A 20,302-nucleotide genomic window follows, 5' to 3' on the forward strand; every position below is an offset into this window, starting at 1 on the left:
CTGCTGTGTCTCCGTTGTGGGGGCAAGATCAGGGGCGGCCAGCGGCCAGCACGAGGTCCGCTGCGCGGTTGCCGGACCGGACCGATCCTTCGATCGTCGCCGGTAACCCCGTATCAGTCCAATCGCCTGCGAGATATAGGTTTCTCCACTGGGTGACCGGTCCGGGGCGCAGGGCGTTCTGCGCCGGTGTAGCGGCGAATGTGGCGCGGCGCTCGCGGACAATTTGCCACGGCGGCAGATTGGCCGAGATCCCGGCGATCTTGCAGATCTCGCCCCAGATTTCGGCCGCAAGCTGCTCGCGCGGCGCCTCGACCAGCCGGTCGCCGTTGCTGATGGTCACCGACAGCCGGTTCGGGAACGCGAACAGCCATTCCACCGCTCCGCCGATCACACCGGTCAGGGCCGGCATGCCGGGCGGTGGCGCATACTTGAAATGCGCATTGACGATGGCGCGGTATTCCTGCGGCGTCTTCAGCCCGGGCAGTAGCGACGCGGCCGGACGCGGCGGCACCGCCAGCACCACCGCATCATCCGGGCCGAGGGTGACGACGTCTTCGCCGCCGAACTGCAGCGCACCGACGCGGTCGCCGGCCGGGGTCAGCGCCCGCAGCTCGTGGCCGAACCGCACGCCAGGACCACTCGCAGCGAGTTGCGCCACTGCCGGCTCGACCAGCACGGCGGACAGACCGTCGCGCGCAATCAGCGGCCGGCAGGCTTTGCCGCCGGCCAGCAGCGTCTCGCGCACCACCGCGCCGGCGAGCCCGGCCGAGCCTTCCGGCGGATCGACATTGAGCGCGGCGAGCAGCAACGGTGCCACCAGCCGGTCGTACAGCGGGCCGGAGCATTTGATGGTGTCGCCGATCAGCTTGGTGGTCGGCGCCCACAATAGCGGCATCAGGCCGAGGTAATCACCGATCGAGGTGTCCGGCACGCGGCTCCCCGCATCGAACAACCACAGCGGCAGCTTGCCGCCGCCGAGTTTCAGCCGCCAGCGCGCATCGGCCGGCAGATCGATGAAGTCGAATTCGGCGCGCTCGGGGCCGACCAGACCGGCCTCGGTGCCGATCGCCCGCGCGTACTCGCAGGCGGCGTGATTGCCCGACAGCAACAGGTGATTGCCGTTGTCGATGACGAGCCCGGTCTGGGCATCAAAATACGAGCGGCAGCGGCCACCGGCCTGCTGCATTGCTTCGTGAACCTGGACGGTGAGGCCGGCGCGGGCAAGCCGGATCGCGGCCGCAAGGCCGGAGATTCCCGCACCAATGACGTGAACTGTTTTCGACATCACACGATCGCGTATTGCAGCAGGATGGCGATCTTCGAAGCCTTGCCGAGCTTCACCGGGGCGCGCGGCGCTGCGAAACCGCGCGCGATCAGAAGCTGCAAGATCGAGTAGTAGTACTTGCCCATGATGCGGGGAGCCTTCACCACCCGGCGCGGATTGCGGTTCATCACCTTGTCGGCGGCGGCGAAATGCGCCAGCGCCCGCTCCACCAGCGGCGCGCAGACGCCCGGCAGCGCCGGATGCGCCGCGACCACGCGCGGATCGGTGGCGGTGATACCGGCCTTGTGCAGCAGCTCGCTCGGCAGATACAGCCGACCGATGCCGGCATCCTCGTCGATATCGCGCAGGATGTTGGTGAGCTGCAGCGCACGGCCGAGATGATGCGACAGCTCGATGCCGTCGCCCTCCGGCAGGCCGAAGATTCGCACCGACAGCCGCCCCACCGCGCTGGCGACGCGATCGCAATACAGATCGAGCGTCGCTTCATCGGGCGCGCGGATGTCGGCGTCGACATCCATTTCCATGCCGTCGATGATCGCCTCGAAATCCTCGCGCTTCAGCCCGAAGGTGCGCAGCGACTCCTGATAGTCGGCGAGCCGCGGCGGCGGCGCGCCGCGATACAGCGCCGCGATGTCGTCGCGCCATTGCTGCAGCTCGGCGACCCGCTGCTCGCGCGGCCGATCGGAGTCGGCGATGTCGTCGACGAAGCGGCAGAAGCTGTAGACCTGGAACATCGCCTCGCGCTGCGGACGCGGCAGGATGCGCATCGCGGCGTAGAACGAACTGCCGAGCGCAACGCCTTGATGCGCGGCCGGCTCTGGGGTGGCGTGAACGGTCATGCGCGCGGCGCCGGATGCGACACCGGTCCCTTTCCGAAGCTGCGGCGGAGAATCTCCGACCCCATCGCACCGAAGCTGGCGGTGGCGAACTCGATCGGCTTCAGATGCACGCGCTCGCTGAGCGGATCACGGGTCTGGAGCATCCGCACGATGCGGTCGGCATAGGCCTGGATCACAGAGACTTCGAGGCCGAGGCGATAATCCTTGATCTCGGCGGCCAGCGGCCGGCCGTCGCCGAGCAGCGACGCGGTGCGGACCGCGAGACCCTGCAGGCACTTCAGCAGCGCCGGCGACGACTTCTGCAGGCCGAGGTCTTCGACCTTGGCACCGGCAGCATCGAGCACGTCGCGCGGCAGATACACGCGATTGAGCGTGCGATAGTCCTTGCCGCAGTCCTGCAGGTGATTGTTGATCTGCAGCCCCGCGCACAGCGCGTCGGAGGCCTGCCAGGTCGAGGTGCTTTCGCCGTGGACGTCGAGCATGAAGCGGCCGACCGGCATCGCCGAGTAGCGGCAATAGTGGATGACCTCGTCCCAATCCTCGTAGCGCAGCTTGGTGACGTCCATCCGGAATGCGGTCAGCAGATCGAGCGCGTGGCGCGGCGGCATACCGCGTTCGGCCAGCGCGCGGCGCAGATGCACCGCCTCGGGCTGGGTCTCGCCGCGGCCGAGCAGCTCGGCTTCGAGCAGATCGAGATATTCGAGCTTGGTCTCGGCATCGAGCATCTCATGATCGGCGATGTCGTCCGCGGTCCGGACGAAATTGTAGAACGCCAGAATCAGGTCGCGGTGCCGCGGATGGATGATCCACGACGCGACCGGGAAATTCTCGTCCCGGTGGGTCTTGCCCGATCGAAGCTCGCTCGCGGTGGTCATCGGCACTGGCTAAACACTTGGTTTGGTGACGAAAAAAAGCGAACGGCTGCACCCGGCCGGGCCGGGCGCACCGTTCGCGACGCCATATAAGGGAAATCGCCGGCTAAACCAACGATCTTGACGGATGATGTCCGGGCCGCAGTTTCGCCCGGATCGCCGCCGCAACCTCCAAACCGGGCCGAAACCGGCCCGGCGGACGCCGTCTCACCGCCTCACTGGCCGTGGCTGACCAACACCTGGTTGCAGGCTTTGCTGATCTTGGCGCGATTCTGCTGCAGGCAGGACAGGATCACCAGATCGCTCTGCTCCATCACGGAGCGGCAGAAACGCGACACGTCGCGCGAGCAGGCCTTCTGCTCGGCTTCGGTGCCGCTGCGCTGCTGTTGTTGGGCGTAGGCGCCGGAGGACATCGAAACGAGCAGCAACGCGAGCGCAGCCAAGGTCTTTTGCATTGTCTTCCTTCGATATGGACTGGGGGGAGCGAAACCCGTTCTCGATCACATCATCGGCTCCGCCGAAAAGGATCGCGGTGCACTCAAGCGGCACAACGGTACGATGTGTCGATCAAGGAGACAAATACGGCCAAATTAGTGCCAACGCACGCGCCATCTCTGCTCGGCCGCCGAAAGCCGCGGAATACCTGTCGCTTTTTGCGGAAGCGTTGCCGATTTGATGCAAATGCGATAGTTCCGCGCTGGGCGCAACGGAACAACGTGAGGAATGCGCCTTGGTGTGCGGGTGCGGCGTCACTATTTGATTTGAACCTGCCGTGAGGCGAACACACTAACCAGCGACGTGACGCGAGGTCGTCACCAAGCGACTCCAAGGATGGCCAGAATGAGCCTGCTTCGTTCCACCACTTCCTCCATCCATGCGCTGAAGGCGGCCGGGCTCGGCGCCGCGATGATGCTGTCGGCATCGGCGGCGATCGCAGATTCGGGCCCCTTCGCGGGGTTCGAAGGATCGTGGTCGGGCACCGGCACGGTGGCGCTGTCGGACGGCACCAAGGAGCGGATCCGCTGCAAGGCGACCTATCGGGTCGGCGGCGGCGGCAACGAATTGGCGCAGACGCTGCGCTGCGCCAGCGACAGCTACAAATTCGACCTCTCCAGCAACGTCGTCAGCAGCGGCGACCGCATCTCCGGTAACTGGAGCGAAGCCAGCCGCAACGTCAACGGCAGCCTGCAGGGCAAGGCCGGCGGCGGCCACATCGAAGTATTCGTCGAAGCCGCCGGCTTCGCGGCCAGCATCTCGCTGACCACCCGTGGCAACAAGCAGGCGGTGACGATCAGCTCGAAGGGCGAGATCCGCGGCGTCAACATCTCGATGACCCGCGGCTGACGGCACACAAATCGACACGTTGAATCACGAAGCCCCCGGATCTTGCGATCCGGGGGCTTTGGTTTGAACGGGTCGTCCTACACCACCGGTCCGGCGCGATGGCGGCCGCCGCGCAGGCGCTGCGCAGTGGCGATCAGCCACATCGCGGTCGGGCGCAGAATGAACAGGTCGGCGATCAGCGCCGCCACCATTGCGAACGCGCTGAGCCAGCCGAACAGCCGCAGCGACGGCAGATCCGAGAACACGGTGACGCCGAGCCCGCAGGCCAGCACCACGGTGGTGAGGATCAGCGCCGGCCCGACCAGCACGGTAGCGCGCTCGACCGCATGCGCGGCGCTGACGCCCGGCGGGCTTTCCAGCCGCAAGCGGTTGAGGAAGTGGATGGTGGCCGACAGGCCGAGGCCGAACGACACCGTCAGCGCCACCACGCTGGCGAATTGCAGCCCCTCCCCCATCGCCCACAGCATCGTGCCGGACAACACCACCGGGAAGATCCCCGGCAGGATGCAGGCCAGCATCACCACCACCGACCGGAACGCCAGTCCGATGAACACCGCCACCAGCACGAACTCGATGGTGAGGCCGTGGTTCAGCTTGGAGATCATGTCGGCGCTGTTGCGCGCGGCGATCGCCGACAGGCCGGTGACCGCGATCTCGTAACCGGGATGCTCGGCGCGCAGCTTGCCGAGCGCGTGGTCGAGCTTTTCGACGACGGGAAGGATCTGGCTGGAATCGAGATCGGGCACGCGGCCGGACACGACCACGGCGGTCTGATCCTCGGCGATGAAGCGCCGCACCAGATTCGGCGGCAACAGGTCGACATATTCCTTCAAAGTGTCGACGCTGGTGGTGTGTGCCTTTTCGGCGAGCCAGCGGCGCAGCGTCTCCAACGACCAGACATTGCCGACGCCGGCCTGCTTTTCGACCGTGGCGTGGACCTCGGCGATGATCTGCAGGGTCTGCGGCGAATACAGCGACTCACCCTTGGGAAATTCGATCAGCACATCGATCGGATTGGCGCCGGTCAGCTTGGCGTCGAGGCGGCTGCTGGCCTGCACCGCCTGTTCGCGGTCGGGCACCTGATCGGCGAGGCGATAGCGCGGCTCGAGATTGGCGTAGATCACCGACAGGCCACCGACCACCAGCACCGCCAGCAGGCTGAACAGGCCGGGCCGGCCGACCATCCGCACCGCGATGAAGGCGCAGAACCGGCGGAGCGCGTTGACGCCGAGATCGGCACTCTGGAACTTGGCCGCGAACGCCTCCTCATGCCTGACCAGCAGCACGCCGAACACAGGCACCAACGTCAGCACCGCGATCAGCGCCAGCACGGTGGCCAGCAGGCCGGCCTCGCCGAAAGCCCGGATCAGGTCCGAATTGGAGAACTGCAGCGCGATGAAGGAAATGCCGGCGGTCGCATGGGTCAGCACGCAGGCCGGCCCGACCACCAGCACCGCGTTCCTGAACGCGGTGTATTTGTCCTCGCCGGCGATCAATCGGTCCCGCGCCGCAAAGGTGAGCTGCATCGAATCCGAGAAGCTGATCACCATAATCAGCGGCGTCATCACGTTGAGGAACATGTTGAGGCTGAAGCCGGCCCAGCCGAGCACGCCGATCGCCAGCAGGATCGCCAGCAGCGGCGGAAATGCCGCCACCACCATGAACGAGATCTTGCGGAAGAACAGGATGGCGATGACACAGCCGGCGAGGATGCCGGCGACGTTGTAGATCAGGCCGTCGCGCTCGACCGCGTTGCGGATTTCGAGCTGCATCACCGGGACGCCCGAGAGCTCGCGGGTCAACCCGGAGCCTTCGAGATCCTGGTCCATGGTCTTGCGCATTTCGCCGATGGTGGCGCGCAGCCGGGTGGTGTCCGCCACCACCTTGGGATCGAGCGACAGCACCACCAAGGCCAGCGTGCCGTCTTCGGACAACAGCTTACCGCGGATGATCTCGTTGCTCTTCACCGTTTGGACGAACTGGTCGTAGGCTTGGCCCTCGGGCAGATCCGGCGGAAACAGCGCTGCCGGCAGCTTGCCGGGCTCCGGCGCCTGCCGCGCCGAGAACAGCGAGATCAGGCCGCGAACGCCATCGATCAATTGCAGGTCGGTAACGGTGTCGCGCAGCTTCTCGAGATTGTCGCGCGCCAGCAGCTCCTTGCCTTCGACCACCATCAACACGTCGAACTCGGTCGACGGAAACCGCTTGGTGACCTCTTCGTACTGCTTGAACTCCTTGGTGTCGGAGCGGAACAACTGACTGAGGGAGTCGTCGATCTTGATCCGCTCGATCCCGAACACCGCGCCGACGATCAGCGCCAGCAGGATGATGCACGACACCACCGGCGCGCGCAGCGGGATCAGACCCAGCCGCTCCAAGCCGAAAGCGATGCTGACCCGCCGCCGCTTCAATTCCGCGACTTCGGTGTCGTTGACGTTTCTATCGAGCATGCGCAATTCCGTCCTATCGATCGCTCGTCCTAGCGAGACTTCCCGGCACCAATGCGACATGGTCGCCCGACCGCCGATTTGCCCGCCCAGCATCGGCAGTTCACCCTGCGCAGAAACTCGCGACAGCAATTTGGCTTTGCGGTCGCGGCTTGGAACCGGAATCCACCAGATTCGCGACGCAGAGGCGAGTTTTCCCGGCGACCCGTCAGGGCGGCGGCAGCACCGGCACCGGGTCACCGCTTTCGTCTTTGAGCGCCACGCCGGTGGCCTGCCGCGCCAGCCCCTCGCGCACCAGCCAGGCGATCTTGTGGGCCGCCTCGTCCGCCGACATGCCGGCTCCGTGAACGTTGGAGACGCAGTTGCGGTCGGCATCGGTCAGGCCGGGCCGCGGCCCGAAGGTCAGATAGGCGCCGAGGCTGGCCGGGGCCGACAGGCCGGGGCGTTCGCCGATCAGGACCACCACCATCCGGGCGCCGAGGGCGGCGCCAATTTCGTCCCCGAGCGCAACCCGGGCACCGCTTGCCACCACCGCAGCCCCGATGCCGATCCGGGCCGCGGCGAGCCGCGCCAGCAGATGGCGCGCCACATCGAGAGCCTGAGCCGCCACCGCGACCGGCGACAGGCCGTCGCCGATCACAAGCACGACATCGTTCCCCTTTGGGGCTCCGGCTAAGAGCTCGCGCGCGGCCGGATCGAGCTGGCGGCCGAGGTCGGGGCGGGCCAGATAGTCGCGGCGATCCGCCGCGCGGCTCGCCACCTGCAGCGTCGGCAGACCGAGCGCCTCCAGTCCGCCGGCGATCGCGTCGGCGTCGAATCCGGCATGCACGGCATCGCGGGCGCGGGCATGGGCCAGCGTGAAATCCAGCAACGCGTCGGTCGGCAGACTGGCGCCGGCGCGACCGAGCGCGACCCGGGCCGGAGTGAGACGGCGCAGCTCGCCCAGCGAGCGAGGCGGCGTGGCAGGGGTGGTCATCGCAATCCTATTCGGCCGGCACCGCCGCTTCGCGCAGGCGCAGCGAGTAATTCGAGGCGTTGGCATGGCCGCGCGAAGCTTCGCGCGCATAGATGATCAGATGGTGCGCCACCACCATTACCAGCAGCAGGTTCTCGATATCGCCGCGGATCAGCCGTCGCAGCGCGAATTTCCAGAACGCCAGCTTGTAGTCGCCGCGAATGCCGATCTGCCAGATGATGTTGCGCAGCATGATCATGCCACGCTTGATGTTGGCCTTCGAGGCCCGCTGCGGCGTCGACGGGTGCAGCCGCGTCGCGTAGGCGTGCGCGATCTGATACTCGTAGCGCTTCAGCAGCGCTTCGGGCTCATAGGCCCGCGCCATGCAGTCCTTCCACATCGCCACCACCTGATCGTGCGGCAGCAGGAAGTCGACATTGGACTCGCGGTTGTCGTCGTGGACCAGCCGGCCTTCCCGCTCCAGCCGATCCCACAACGGCGTCTTCGGCAGCGCCTGCAGCAGGTTGATGGTCAGCAGCGGGATCTGCGACTGCTCGATGAACTGCATCAGGAATTCGCCGGTCTCCGGCGTGTCGGTGTCGAGGCCGAGAATGATGCCCGATACCACCTCGATGCCGTAGCTCGAGATCGTCCGCACGCCCTCGAGGATCGGGACCATCATGTTGTGGTCCTTGTGCATCGCCTTCAATGCGGTCGGATCCGGCGTTTCGATCCCGCAGAAGATCGTGCAGAAATACGCCTCGCGCATCAGTTCGAGAATCTCGGGCCGCTTGGCGATGTTCAGCGTCGCCTCGCAGGCGAGCTGCAGCTGAAAGCCGGTGCGCTTCTGCCATTCGACCAGATGCGGCAGCAGGTCGAGCGCGGCCTTACGGTTGCCGATGAAATTGTCGTCGACGAAATACACCGAGCCGCGGATGCCGCATTCGACCATGCGGTCGAGTTCGGTGATGATCTGCTCAGGCGTCTTCAGCCGCGGGTTGCGGCCGTACAGGCCCGGAATGTCGCAGAATTCGCACTGATACGGACAACCCGACGAGTATTGGATGCTGCCGAGCAGATATTTGCTGCATTCCGCCAGCTCGTAGGCCGGAATCGGAAACAGCGTCATGTCGAGGCGGTCTTCGGTGGTGAACACGATCTGGCGCTTCGGCCGGGTCACGTCGTGCGCCAATTTGGCGATCAATTGATCGGTGGCGTCGCCGAGTTCGCCGACATGCAGATAGTCGAAGTTCGGATAGTAGTCGGGGCAAGCGCTGACCGACGGACCACCGAGCGCCACCGGCAGATCAAAGTCGTGCGCGCGCCGGCAGATATCGTTCATCTGCTGCCGCTGAATATGCATGCCGCTGACGAACACCGCGTCCGCCCAGGAGAAATCCTCCTCGGTAGCGGCGCGGATGTTCTCGTCGATGAACCGGACCGACCAATCTTCCGGCAGATAGGCCGCGATCAACAACAGTCCCTGCGGCGGCATGAAGGCCGCGACCCCGTCCATCAACGGATAAGCGTGCTGAAACGTGCCGAACGACTTCGTGTAACGCGGGAAGACACACAGGATACGACGACTGGTCTGCCCCGATTCGGCTCTCATTGAACTTTCCCCGCGAACGTCACGCTGCCCGGAGTTGGTTGCGGCAATCGTCGACACGGTTCGACCGCCGGCCCCCAAAACGGCAAGTTCAATACAACTGCGCGACTCGCGACCGGTTCCCCACCGATGCAAAAAACCCGCCATTGCGGTCGCGATGCGCGATCTAATCACGGCCGCATTGGAGCGGCCAGAGATTCTTTATCGGAGCTTCGGGCAAGCCGCTGCGTCAAGCAATCAATCGCGCGGCGATTTCCGGCAGCAGAGCACCGTCCGTCAGCGGGCGGTGATCGGGGCCGGCAAAACCGGCGCGGACCAGCCAGTCGTCGAATTCCGGCGCGCGCTTCAGGCCGAACAGATCACGGACGTACAGCGCGTCGTGAAACGAGGTGGACTGGTAGTTCAGCATCACGTCGTCGGCGCCGGGTACGCCCATGATGAAATTGACGCCGGCGGCTGCGAGCAGCGTGAGCAGCGTATCCATGTCGTCCTGATCGGCTTCGGCGTGGTTGGTGTAGCAGATGTCGACACCGAGCGGCAGGCCGAGCAGCTTGCCGCAGAAATGATCTTCGAGACCGGCGCGCACGATCTGCTTGCCGTCGTAAAGATATTCCGGGCCGATGAAGCCGACCACGCTGTTGACCAGCAGCGGCGAATAGGCACGGGCCACCGCATAGGCGCGCGCCTCGCAGGTCTGTTGATCGACGCCGTGATGCGCATTCGCCGACAGCGCCGAGCCCTGCCCGGTCTCGAAATACATCACGTTGTCGCCGACCGTACCGCGCTTCTGCGCCAGGGTCGCCTGATGCGCCTCCGCCAGTAGCGCCAGATCAATGCCGAAGCTGCGATTGGCGGCCTCGGTGCCGGCGATCGACTGGAACGTAAGATCGACCGGCGCCCCCTGCTCGATCAGACGCAGCGTGGTGGTGACGTGGGTGAGCACACAGCCCTGCGTCGGGATGCCCAGCCGCCCGATGATATCGTCGAGCAGCCGCACCAACTGGCCGAGCACCGCGGGATCGTCGCTCGCCGGATTGATGCCGATACAGGCGTCGCCGGCGCCCAGCAGCAGACCGTCGAGAATGGAGGCGGTGATGCCGCGGGCATCGTCGAACGGATGGTTCGGCTGCAGACGCACGCTCATCCGCCCCGGCAAGCCGACGGTGTTGCGGAATCGCGTGACGACGCTGCACTTCTTCGCCGCCAGGATCAGGTCCTGGTTGCGCATCAGCTTCGAGACCGCGGCGACCATTTCGGGCGTCAGGCCCGGCGCCAGCGCGGCCAACGCCGCCGGCGTGGCCGCATCCGACAGCAGCCAGTCGCGAAAGCCGCCGACGGTGAACGAGGCCACCGGCGCGAACGCCGCCGCGTCGTGACGATCTGCGATCAGCCGCGTCACTTCGTCGGCCTCGTAAGGGATCACCATTTCGGACAGGAATTGCCGCAGCGGCAGGTCGGCCAGCGCCATTCGCGCCGCGACCATCTGCTCGGCGCTGTCGGCGGCGATGCCGGCGAGACGATCACCTGACCGCGGCGGGCTCGCCTTGGCGAGCAAGTCGCGCAGATCCTCGAACACGAACGAGACGTTGCCGATGCTGTGGCGATAGATCATGGCATCCCCGGCACGGGTGCTGCGATCGCAGCGCTGGCCGGAGGCTAGCAAAGCCGTGCGCGTCAGGCGACCCGCACGGTTGCGAGAAATTTAGCCACCTCGGCGCGCAGCCGGTTGTTCTCGCCCGACAGCATCTGCGCCGAGCTCAGCACTTCGTCCGACGCGGCCCCGGTGTCGGCGGCGCCGCGGTTGACGTCGCCGATAGTGGCCGCAACCTGGTTGGTGCCGATCGCCGCCTGCTGGACGCTGCGGGCGATCTCCTGGGTAGCTGCGCCCTGCTCGTGCACGGACGCAGCGATCGTCGACGCGATGTGCGCAATCTTGCCGATGGTGCCACCGATCTCCTTGATGGCGTCCACCGACTCCCGAGTCGCGGCCTGCATCTCGGAGATCTGCGCGCTGATTTCGTCGGTGGCTTTGGCGGTCTGCTCCGCCAGCGCCTTGACCTCCTGCGCCACCACCGCAAAGCCGCGGCCGGCCTCGCCGGCGCGGGCGGACTCGATGGTGGCGTTGAGCGCCAGCAGATTGGTCTGGCCGGCGATCGTGGTGATCAGCTGAGTCACGTCGCCGATACGGTTGGCGGCCTGCGACAGCTTGGCGATCCGGGCGTCGGTCTGTTCGGCCTGCTGCACCGCCTCGTCGGCGATCTTGCGGGACTCGCAGACCTGGCGGCTGATCTCCTCGACCGAGGCGGTCATCTCCTCGGTGGCAGACGCCACCGACTGCACATTATGCGAGGTCTCGGACGAGGCTACGGCCACCGTCGTGGCGAGCTGCTGAGTTTCGGCGCTACCCTTGGAGAGCGCGCCGGCGGAGGCTTCCAGCGCCTGCGAGGCGATTCCGACCTGTTCGACGATCTGGCCCACCGCGGCCTCAAAGCTGTCGGCCAGTTGATGCAGTTCGGCACGCCGCGCTTCTGCGGCTTCCCGGTCCTGACGCTGGCGTTCGGCTTGCTCGCGCTCGGCCTTGGCGACCGCCTGAACCTTGAACTCCGCGACCGCACGGGCCATCTGGCCGACCTCGTCGCCACGTTCCAGGCCGGGCAATGGCACGTCGAAATTGCCCGAAGCCAACTCGCGCATCGCCCCGGACATCGCCACCACCGGGCGGGCGATACCGCGGCCGATCAGAAACGAGAACGCCACACCGACCAGCGACGCCACGGCGAGGACACTGCCGAGCACCACCTGCTCGCGATCGAGTGCGATCCCGGTTTGTGCGATCTCGCGGTCGCGCGTGTCGGCGGTCGACAGCAGCAGATCGCTGATCTGCCGGTCGATCTCGCCGAAACTCTTCTCCGCGCTCTTGATGAACAGCATCGCGGAGCCGGCGTCTCCGTCGGCCATTTCGATCGCGTTTTTGGCCTGCTTCTGATACGCGGCCACCGCCGCCTTCAATTTCTGGAACGCTGGTTTGGCGGCGTCGGCACCGAGCGCCTTCTCGACTCCGCCCAGCGAGGTCGGGATCTGGCCGATGCCGGCGGACGCCTCCTTGATCACCTGGGTGAGCTTGGCCGTATCGGTCTCGTTCGCCGCTGTCGCGGCCATCCGGTACAGCTTGGCATGCGCGGTCCAGGCGGTGTTGTTGAGGTCCGCCGCCAGTTCCGACAATCTCACCGGGCCGGAGACCAGCTTGTCGACGTTCCGCTGATTGGCGCGCAGCGACTGCAACGCGAACGCGCCGATCGCGATCATCACCAAGACGAGAAATGCCGGGGCAAGCTGGACCTTCCACGACAGCCCGATGTGTTTGATCCAGCTTGTCATCAACGATATTCCGATGTCATTCGGCAGTGTTCGAGCGCAAGGCGGCGGACGTTACATCTTGTAGACGCCGGCGCAGACGGCGGTGTTGTCCAGCCGCTCGCAGTACATCTCCTTGGGTTCGACCTTCTTGCTCACCGGATTGACGAATTTGTAGTCCTGCCAAAACGAAGGCTGTTTGGCGGCCATCTCGACGCGCTCCTTGACGTACAGCTTGCCGTCGACGTCCTGCGCCTCGATCATATCTTTGCCGACGAACTTGGCGTTGGCGCCATGCGCCAGCACCTTGCCGTCGAGCTGATAGACCACGACGTAGAGATCGTCCTTGACGAACGGGCCCGCGCGGTCGCTGATCGCCGGGTAGGCTTTCTCGGCGCCGTCGGACTTGATCGCCGTAACGGCCTTCTTCACCAGTGCGATCGCGTCGTCCTTGCTCGCACCGGCGCTCGCGGGAATGGCGACGAGAACCATCGCGGCCGTGGTGGCGATGGCGATGAGGTTCTTGCTCATGGGAGGTCTTCTCCTGACAAGGGCTGAGGGTTCAAGGCCCGGTCACACTGAGGTTCAAACGCGAACGTAGTGTTAAGCGACCGCCTCGGGTTGTTACCAGTCAGCCTGATCGGCAGAACTAATAACTAGTTGTCAGCTCTGTTGATTTTCGCGCCTGGACGGTGCGGTAACGGACGCTCGAGACGATCCGGGCGGTCACTCGACCGGGATGACGTCGACCGCAACCGAGAGCTTCTGCCGGCGCGATCCGACGATCACACCATCGACCGGCGACACGTCCGAAAAATCCCGGCCAACCGCCAGGACGATATGGTCGGTGCCGACCAGCAGATCGTTGGTCGGATCGAATCCGATCCAGCCGAGTTCATTGCCGCACCACACCGAAACCCAGGCGTGGGTCGCATCGGCGCCCTGCAGCCGCTCCTGTCCTTCGGGCGGGTAGGTCCGCAAGTAACCGCTGACATAGGCGGCCGGTAGCCCGAGCCCGCGCAGGCCGGCGATCATCACATGGGCGAAGTCCTGGCAGACGCCGTGTCGCTTCTCGAACACTTCGGCCAGCGGCGTCGAGATGACCGTCGCCTTGGGGTCGTAGCGGAATTCGTTGCGGATCCGCTGCATCAGTTCGGCGGCGCCGGCGAGCACGCCGCGCCCCTGCGAGAAGCTCTGCGCCGCGTAGCGCGTGACCGCCGGCAGGATCGGCACCAGCGGACTCGAGAACACGTAACCGACCGGCGACGACGCGCCGAGGCTCAGACTGGTGAGCGCGGCGTCGCGCACCGGCTCCCAAGGCTGGCTACCTTCGTCGCGCGCCGGCGTCCGCCGAGTCACCTCGACCCGCGACCGGCTGTCGATCCGCAACACGCGATGCGGCGTTTCGATCACGATGTTCTCGGTCAGGATGCCGAAGAAGTCGGTACGCGCGGTGCGCACCGCCGGCCGTGGCTTGATCTCGATCGCGTGCGAAATCAGCGACTGGCCGGCATCGGCGATCGGCCTCAGCCGCAGCGAACAGCGCGCGAAGCTGACCTGGCTGCCGTAGGAGTACGTCGTGACGTGGCGAATGTCGTAGATCACGCCAGCCCCGTCAGCTTTTCCGGGCGCATCGCGCTGGCGCCGTGCGGGAAGTAGTGCGCGCCGACCGCTTCCGCCAGTCCGAGCAGATCCTGCTCAAGCGCGAACAGCCAGGAGGCGTCGATCGCCTCGGCCTCGGCCGCGGTGAGCTTCGCCAGTGCCGCTACCGCTAGCCGCTGCGGCCGCTCGATCAAGCCGCCCTCGTGCAGCGCCGGCAGGCTGGCGATGTGCTCATTCAGCTCCTCGACCTGGAACGCCACCGAGCGCGGATTGTAGGGATCGAGCACGGCGAGATCGCGGACCGGCGCCAGCAGCGGCGCCAGCAGATAGCGCGACCGGTAGGTGATCTGCGAGTCCACCAGCGTGAGCAACACGTCGAGGTCTTCGGCGGTAGCGCCGTCGCAGGAGAACTGCCGGGCGAACCGCGCGGTGTTGACGGCGCGCTCGACGCGGCGACCGATCCGCAGGAAGCGCCAGCCGGCGGCCCGGTTCATGTTCTCGTGCGACAGGCCGGAGAAGCTCGCGAGCTCCTGCAGCGCGACATCCGCAGCCTGGACGACGGCTTCTTCGCCCTCGACCGGCAACGCCAGACGCGCTTCCATCTGGGTGATGACGTGCCAGGCGTCCGGCGACAGCCGTTCGCGCAGCGACGAGGCGTTGCGCTGGGCGGCGCGGATCAACCAGGCCCCAGCGCGGTCGCGCCCCAGGCGATCAACAGCCGCTGGATCTTCTCGATCGCATGGTGCAGCGGTCCCTTGCCGGGATCGCGCTGCGGCGCGCTGAGCGCGCGCAGCAGCCGCAGCGTCGCCTCGGCGCGCTCGAGATAGCGGCCGAGCCAGAACAGATTGTCGGCGGCGCGACTCGGCAGCACGCCGGTGATGCGGCGGATGCGGACGCTGTCGACCGCGGGCAGCAGCGACGACGGCGCCACCGCATGATCGGCCACCACCCAGACGTCGGCGGCACGCGCGCCCTCGCCCATCGACACCGCGCGCGAGTCGAGCCGGTCGGCGATCCGGCAGAACCCGCCGGGCATCACCGCCCAGCCGTTCTCAGTGGCGGCGGCGAACACCCGCAGCACGAACGGCCGCGGCGCCAGCTTGCCGTTGTCCCACACCGGCGTGGTCGACAGCCGCACCTGCTCCTGCGCAACGTAATCGAGCCCGCGGGCCGCGATGGCGTCGCGCAAGTGATCGCGGACCACCGGCGGCAGTTCGCCGGGCAGCACCGGGCCGTGATGCGAGAAGCCCGGCACGCTTTGGCCATACGCGCCTTCGATCACGAATTCGTCGAGCCGGTCGAGCACCTGCTCGCGCGCCGCAGGCTGGCCGCACCACCAGGTGGCGATGTGCGGCATCTTCAGATCCTCGCCGAGCAGCCGGCGAGCCAGCGGCGGCAGGAAGCCGAGCAGCGCGCGCGCTTCGAGCACGCCTGAGCCCGGCATGTTGGCGACCACGGCGCCGCCTTTGCGGATCACATCGATCAGTCCGGCGACACCGAGCTGCGACGACGCGTCGAGCTCGAGCGGATCGAGCGAGTTGGCGTCGATCCGCCTCAGCAGCACGTCGATCCGCTTCAACCCGGCGACGGTGCGGATGTGCAGACGGTCGTCGGATACCGCAAGGTCATCGCCTTCGACCAGCAGGAAGCCGAGATAGCGCGCCAGCGTGGCATGTTCGAAATAGGTTTCGCTGAACCGGCCCGGCGTCAGCAGCCCGATCCTCGGCTCGTCGCGATCGGCGATCGCGCGCAGGCTGTCGCGGAACGCCTCGAAGAACGAGGCGACGCGCTCGACATTCATCGACTTGTAGAGGTCGTTGAAGGCGCGCGACAGCACCAGGCGGTTTTCCAGCGCATAGCCGGCGCCCGACGGCGCCTGGGTGCGATCGCCGAGTACCCACCACTGCCCGTCGGGACCGCGGCCGATGTCGGCGGCGTAGAAATGCAGATAGCGGCCGCCCGGCGGCCGGACCCCGACCATCGGCCGCAGATAGTCGGCACTGCCGGCGATCGCGGCCGCCGGCAGCGCACCGTCGGCAATCAGCCGGCCGTCGCCATAGATGTCCTGCAGCACGCTCTCGAGCAGCGTCGCGCGCTGGGCGATGCCGGCGGCGATCTGCTGCCATTCGGTCTCGCCGATCAGCAGCGGGACGTGGCTGAGCGGCCAGGCGCGGTCGGCGGCATCGCCCGGCGCCCGATAGGTGACGCCGGCATCGCGCAGATGCCGGTCGGCGGCGGCGAAGCGGCGCTCGATCTCGTCGGCGGAGAGTGCCGCGAACGCCTCGAAATAACGGCTCCACACCGGACGCGGCTGGCCATCGGCGCCGATGAATTCATCGGGGATGCCGGGCAGCCGCGTGTAGTCGCGGGTCCACTGCCCGACCTTGCGGTCGCGTGGCCGAACCTTCCGGGCCGGGCCGACATGCTGCGCCATCGTCTCATCCCCCATGTGGAAGGATTCAATGCAGCAGCGGCGTCCGCAAGTCGAGGGTCAGCGGGAATTCAAGTGTGCGTTCTTCCTGCGGCGGATCGATCCGTCCCGGGGTGTGGCCGTGATCCTGGAACCGGGCCAGCCGCCGCGCCTCGGCTTCATACGAGTTCACCGGCTTGGTCTCGTAGGCGCGGCCGCCGGGATGGGCGACGTGATAGACGCAGCCGCCGAGCGAGCGGCCGTTCCAGGTGTCGACGATGTCGAACACCAGCGGCGCATGCACGGGGATCGTCGGATGCAGCCCGACGGCCGGCTGCCACGCCTTGAACCGCACTGCGGCCACCGCTTCGCCGACCCGCGCGGTCGGCGTCATCGGCAGCCGGCGGCCGTTGCAGGTGATGACGTGGCGGCCCTCGACGAAGCCCTCGGCCTTGACCTGCAGCCGCTCCACCGAACTGTCGACATAGCGCACCGTGCCGCCCGCAGTGCCCTCTTCGCCGAGCACGTGCCACGGCTCCAGCGCCTGCCGCACCTCCAATGTGACACCGCCATGATACACGCTGCCGAACACCGGAAAACGAAACTCGAGCTGCGCGGTGAACCACTCCGGCTCGAACGCGTAGCCGGCACCCGCCAGCTCGCCGAGCACGTCGCGGAAATCCTCCCACAGACAATGCGGCAGCATGAAGCGGTCGTGCAGCGCGGTGCCCCAGCGGACGAACTTGCCCTCCAGAGGCTCGCGCCAGAGCATCGCGATCAGCGCGCGGATCAGAAGCTGCTGCGCAAGGCTCATCCGCGGATCCGGCGGCATCTCCAGCGCGCGGAATTCGACCAGGCCGAGCCGGCCGGTCGGGCTATCCGGCGAATACATCTTGTCGATGCAGATCTCGGCCCGATGGGTGTTGCCGGTGATATCGACCAGGATGTTGCGGAACAGCCGGTCGGCGAGCCACAGCGGGCCCTTGACGCCCGGCGGCGGCACATGCGCCAACGCAATCTCCAGTTCGTACAGCGAATCGTGCCGCGCCTCGTCGATCCGCGGCGCCTGGCTGGTCGGCCCGATGAACATCCCGGAGAACAGATAGGACAGCGACGGATGCCGCTGCCAGAACAGCACCAGACTCTTGAGCAGATCCGGCCGCCGCAGGAACGGCGAGTCCGCAGGGTTGGCACCGCCGACAACGACGTGATTGCCGCCGCCGGTGCCAGTGTGGCGGCCGTCGATCAGGAAGCGGTTGGCGCCGAGCCGCACTTGCGCAGCGTCCTCATACAGGCCGAACGTGGTGCGCACCGCCTCGCGCCAGTTCGAGGCCGGCTGAATGTTGACTTCGATCACGCCCGGATCAGGCGTCACCTTGATGACGTCGATGCGCGGATCGTAGGGCGGCGGATAGCCTTCAATATGGACGCGGATCTGCATCTCTTCGGCGGTGGCTTCGACCGCGGCGATCAGTTCGAGATAGTCCTCGATTCTCTCGGTCGGCGGCATGAAGGCGCACAGCACGCCCTCGCGCAGCTCGATCGACATCGCGGTGCGCACCCCGCCTTTGCGCAGCTTCTGCTCCTCGACCGGCTGGCTGGCCGTCGCTTCGCCGGCCGACTGTTCGACCACCGTCATCTGCTCGCGTGCGGGCTCGGCATCGCTGGCCGGCGGCGGCGCAAACAGCGGCAATGCGCCGCGCGGCTCGAGCGGATCGCGCGGCACAATGAAGGGATAGTCGTCTTCGGGGATGTGCGGCAGCGACGAGATCGGCAGCCGGAAGCCGAGCGGCGAGTCGCCCGGCAGCAGGAACAGATTGCCGCGACGCAGCTTCCAGCGCTCGCTGCGCCAGCGCTTCTTCTGCGCCGGCGCGGCGTCCGCATTCCACGCCTGGATCGGCAGCACGAAGCCGCGCGGCGTATTCAGCCCGGTGTCGAACACCCGCGCCATCCGCGCGCGCTCTTCCGGATCGGCGAGCTTGTTGTCGTGCGGATCGACGTTCGGCGGCAGCGTGGCTTCCTTCTGCAGCCAGTGGGTCGGATCTTCGAATGCCGGCAGCACGTAGTCGGTGTCGATGCCGAGCCTCTTCGCCGTGTGAAGCGCGAATTGCTCGGCCTCCTCGACCTTGGCCGGCCGCTGGCCAACCACCGGCGCGATCAGATCGGCATTTTTCCAGATCGGCACGCCGTCCTTGCGCCAATACAGCCCGAACGCCCAGCGCGGCAGGCTTTCGCCCGGATACCATTTGCCCTGACCGAAATGGAGCATGCCGCCGGGCGCGAAGCGGGTGCGCAGCCGGCGGATCAGATCGTCGGCAAGCTTGCGCTTGGCGCCGCCGACCGCAGCGACGTTCCACTCCGGCGATTCCATATCGTCGATCGACACGAAGGTCGGCTCGCCGCCCATCGTCAGCCGCACGTCGTGCGCGGTCAGATCAGCGTCGACCTTTTCGCCGAGCGCATCGAGCCGCGCCCAGGATTCGTCAGAGAACGGCTTGGTGATGCGCGGCGCTTCGCGGATGCGCTCGACCCGCATGTCGAAGTTGAAATCGACATTGGCGAAGCCGACCACGCCGGAGATCGGCGCCGCCGTGCGATAATGCGGCGTGGCGGCGACCGGGATGTGCCCCTCCCCGGCGAGCAGGCCAGAGGTGACGTCGAAGCCGACCCAGCCGGCGCCGGGCAGATACACTTCGGCCCAGGCGGGCAGATCGGTGAAATCGTGCGCGGCGCCCTTCGGCCCGTCGAGCGACTCGATGTCGGGGCGAAGCTGGATCAAATAACCGGACACGAATCGCGCCGCGAGGCCGAGGTGCCGCAGGGTCTGGATCAGCAGCCACGCCGAGTCGCGGCACGAGCCGGCGCTCTTGGCCAGCGTTTCCTCCGGCGTCTGCACACCCGGCTCCATCCGGATGATGTAGTTGACGCGCTCGCGCAGTTTGGCGTTGAGGTCGACCAGGAAGTTGACCGTGCTTTCGGCTTCGCGCGGGATCGAATCGAGATACGCCTTGAACAACGGCCCGGGCTCGATCGTCGCCAGATACGGCGCCAGCTCGTGCTGCAGGTCGGCGCTGTAGGCGAACGGAAAGCTCTCGGCATAGCTCTCGACGAAGAAGTCGAACGGGTTGATCACCGTCATCGCCGCGGTGAAATCGACCTCGATCTTCAGCTCGTCCGCCTTCTCCGGAAACACGAACCGCGCCAGCCAATTGCCCTGCGGGTCCTGCTGCCAATTGATGAAGTGGTTCGCCGGCGTGACCTTCAGCGAATACGACAGGATCGGCGTCCGGGTATGCGGCGCCGGACGCAGCCGGATGGTCTGGGGGCCGATGTCGACCGGGCGGTCGTATTTGTAATGGGTGACGTGATGAAGGGCGACGTAGATCGACACGAGGGCAACTCCAGCATTGAATTTGAGCAGAACACCGGAGCTCGGGGCGATCAAGTGCGAACAAAGAGCAAGGGGTGCACAAGGAAGGGGCGAAGCGCGGCCGCGTAGAGGGGCGTCATCGCCCGCGCGGGCGGGCGCCCCAGTCTCTCAGAGCGTCCGTGGTGATGGCGGGTGCCGCCCGCTGAACGCGAACT

Annotated in this window: 13 protein-coding genes and 1 pseudogene; 1 reads left to right on the top strand and 13 read right to left on the bottom strand. The window is 66.6% G+C overall.

Features of this window, described 5'->3' with window-relative positions; genetic code table 11:
• Window positions 1–28: 28 nt before the first annotated feature.
• The 4 genes from hpnE to DY468_RS10695 form a co-directional block, all read right to left on the bottom strand.
• Entirely contained in the window at window positions 29–1,285 is a 1,257-nt protein-coding gene (hpnE, locus tag DY468_RS10680) for a hydroxysqualene dehydroxylase HpnE (protein WP_164604793.1), read from the bottom strand.
• Entirely contained in the window at window positions 1,285–2,124 is an 840-nt protein-coding gene (hpnD, locus tag DY468_RS10685) for a presqualene diphosphate synthase HpnD (RefSeq protein WP_164604794.1), read from the bottom strand. The genes hpnE and hpnD overlap by 1 nt, the downstream gene beginning before the upstream one ends.
• Entirely contained in the window at window positions 2,121–2,999 is an 879-nt protein-coding gene (gene hpnC / locus DY468_RS10690) for a squalene synthase HpnC (RefSeq protein ID WP_164604795.1), read from the bottom strand. Before hpnC ends, hpnD begins: the two co-directional genes overlap by 4 nt.
• Window positions 3,000–3,211: 212 nt before the next feature.
• The gene (locus tag DY468_RS10695; protein WP_164604796.1) at window positions 3,212–3,451 is read right to left on the bottom strand and encodes a hypothetical protein; all 240 of its coding nucleotides are present in this window, start codon (window positions 3,449–3,451) and stop codon (window positions 3,212–3,214) included.
• 385 nt (window positions 3,452–3,836) lie between these two features.
• Between DY468_RS10695 and DY468_RS10700 the strand changes: the two genes are divergently transcribed.
• Window positions 3,837–4,340, top strand: coding sequence for a hypothetical protein (locus tag DY468_RS10700; RefSeq protein ID WP_164604797.1), 504 nt, complete (start codon window positions 3,837–3,839; stop codon window positions 4,338–4,340).
• Window positions 4,341–4,417: 77 nt separating this feature from the next.
• Here DY468_RS10700 and DY468_RS10705 read toward each other — a convergent pair whose 3' ends face one another.
• From DY468_RS10705 to DY468_RS10745, 9 genes and pseudogenes are all read right to left on the bottom strand, one after another.
• On the bottom strand, window positions 4,418–6,790 hold the full coding sequence (locus DY468_RS10705; RefSeq protein ID WP_164604798.1) for an efflux RND transporter permease subunit: 2,373 nt from the start codon (window positions 6,788–6,790) through the stop codon (window positions 4,418–4,420).
• A 205-nt stretch (window positions 6,791–6,995) separates the two neighbouring features.
• Entirely contained in the window at window positions 6,996–7,763 is a 768-nt protein-coding gene (gene eutC, locus DY468_RS10710) for an ethanolamine ammonia-lyase subunit EutC (RefSeq protein ID WP_164604799.1), read from the bottom strand.
• Between the two features lie 7 nt (window positions 7,764–7,770).
• Entirely contained in the window at window positions 7,771–9,354 is a 1,584-nt protein-coding gene (gene hpnP, locus DY468_RS10715) for a hopanoid C-2 methylase (protein ID WP_164604800.1), read from the bottom strand.
• 226 nt (window positions 9,355–9,580) lie between these two features.
• Entirely contained in the window at window positions 9,581–10,963 is a 1,383-nt protein-coding gene (locus DY468_RS10720; RefSeq protein ID WP_164604801.1) for an ethanolamine ammonia-lyase subunit EutB, read from the bottom strand.
• Window positions 10,964–11,025: 62 nt separating this feature from the next.
• A complete protein-coding gene (locus DY468_RS10725; protein WP_164604802.1) occupies window positions 11,026–12,729 on the bottom strand; it encodes a methyl-accepting chemotaxis protein in 1,704 nt (567 codons plus the stop codon).
• Between the two features lie 51 nt (window positions 12,730–12,780).
• Window positions 12,781–13,236 carry a cache domain-containing protein gene (locus DY468_RS10730; RefSeq protein ID WP_164604803.1) on the bottom strand — a complete coding sequence of 152 codons (456 nt, stop codon included), beginning with the start codon at window positions 13,234–13,236 and terminating at the stop codon, window positions 12,781–12,783.
• A gap of 195 nt (window positions 13,237–13,431) precedes the next feature.
• Entirely contained in the window at window positions 13,432–14,310 is an 879-nt protein-coding gene (locus tag DY468_RS10735) for a transglutaminase family protein (RefSeq protein ID WP_164604804.1), read from the bottom strand.
• Window positions 14,307–16,741, bottom strand: a pseudogene (locus tag DY468_RS10740) (circularly permuted type 2 ATP-grasp protein). The gene DY468_RS10735 and the pseudogene DY468_RS10740 overlap by 4 nt, the downstream one beginning before the upstream one ends.
• A gap of 25 nt (window positions 16,742–16,766) precedes the next feature.
• On the bottom strand, window positions 16,767–20,108 hold the full coding sequence (locus DY468_RS10745; protein ID WP_164604805.1) for a transglutaminase family protein: 3,342 nt from the start codon (window positions 20,106–20,108) through the stop codon (window positions 16,767–16,769).
• Between the last annotated feature and the right edge of the window lie 194 nt (window positions 20,109–20,302).

Origin of the sequence: Rhodopseudomonas sp. BR0M22 (genome assembly GCF_010907035.1) — a bacterium.
Taxonomy (GTDB): domain Bacteria; phylum Pseudomonadota; class Alphaproteobacteria; order Rhizobiales; family Xanthobacteraceae; genus Rhodopseudomonas.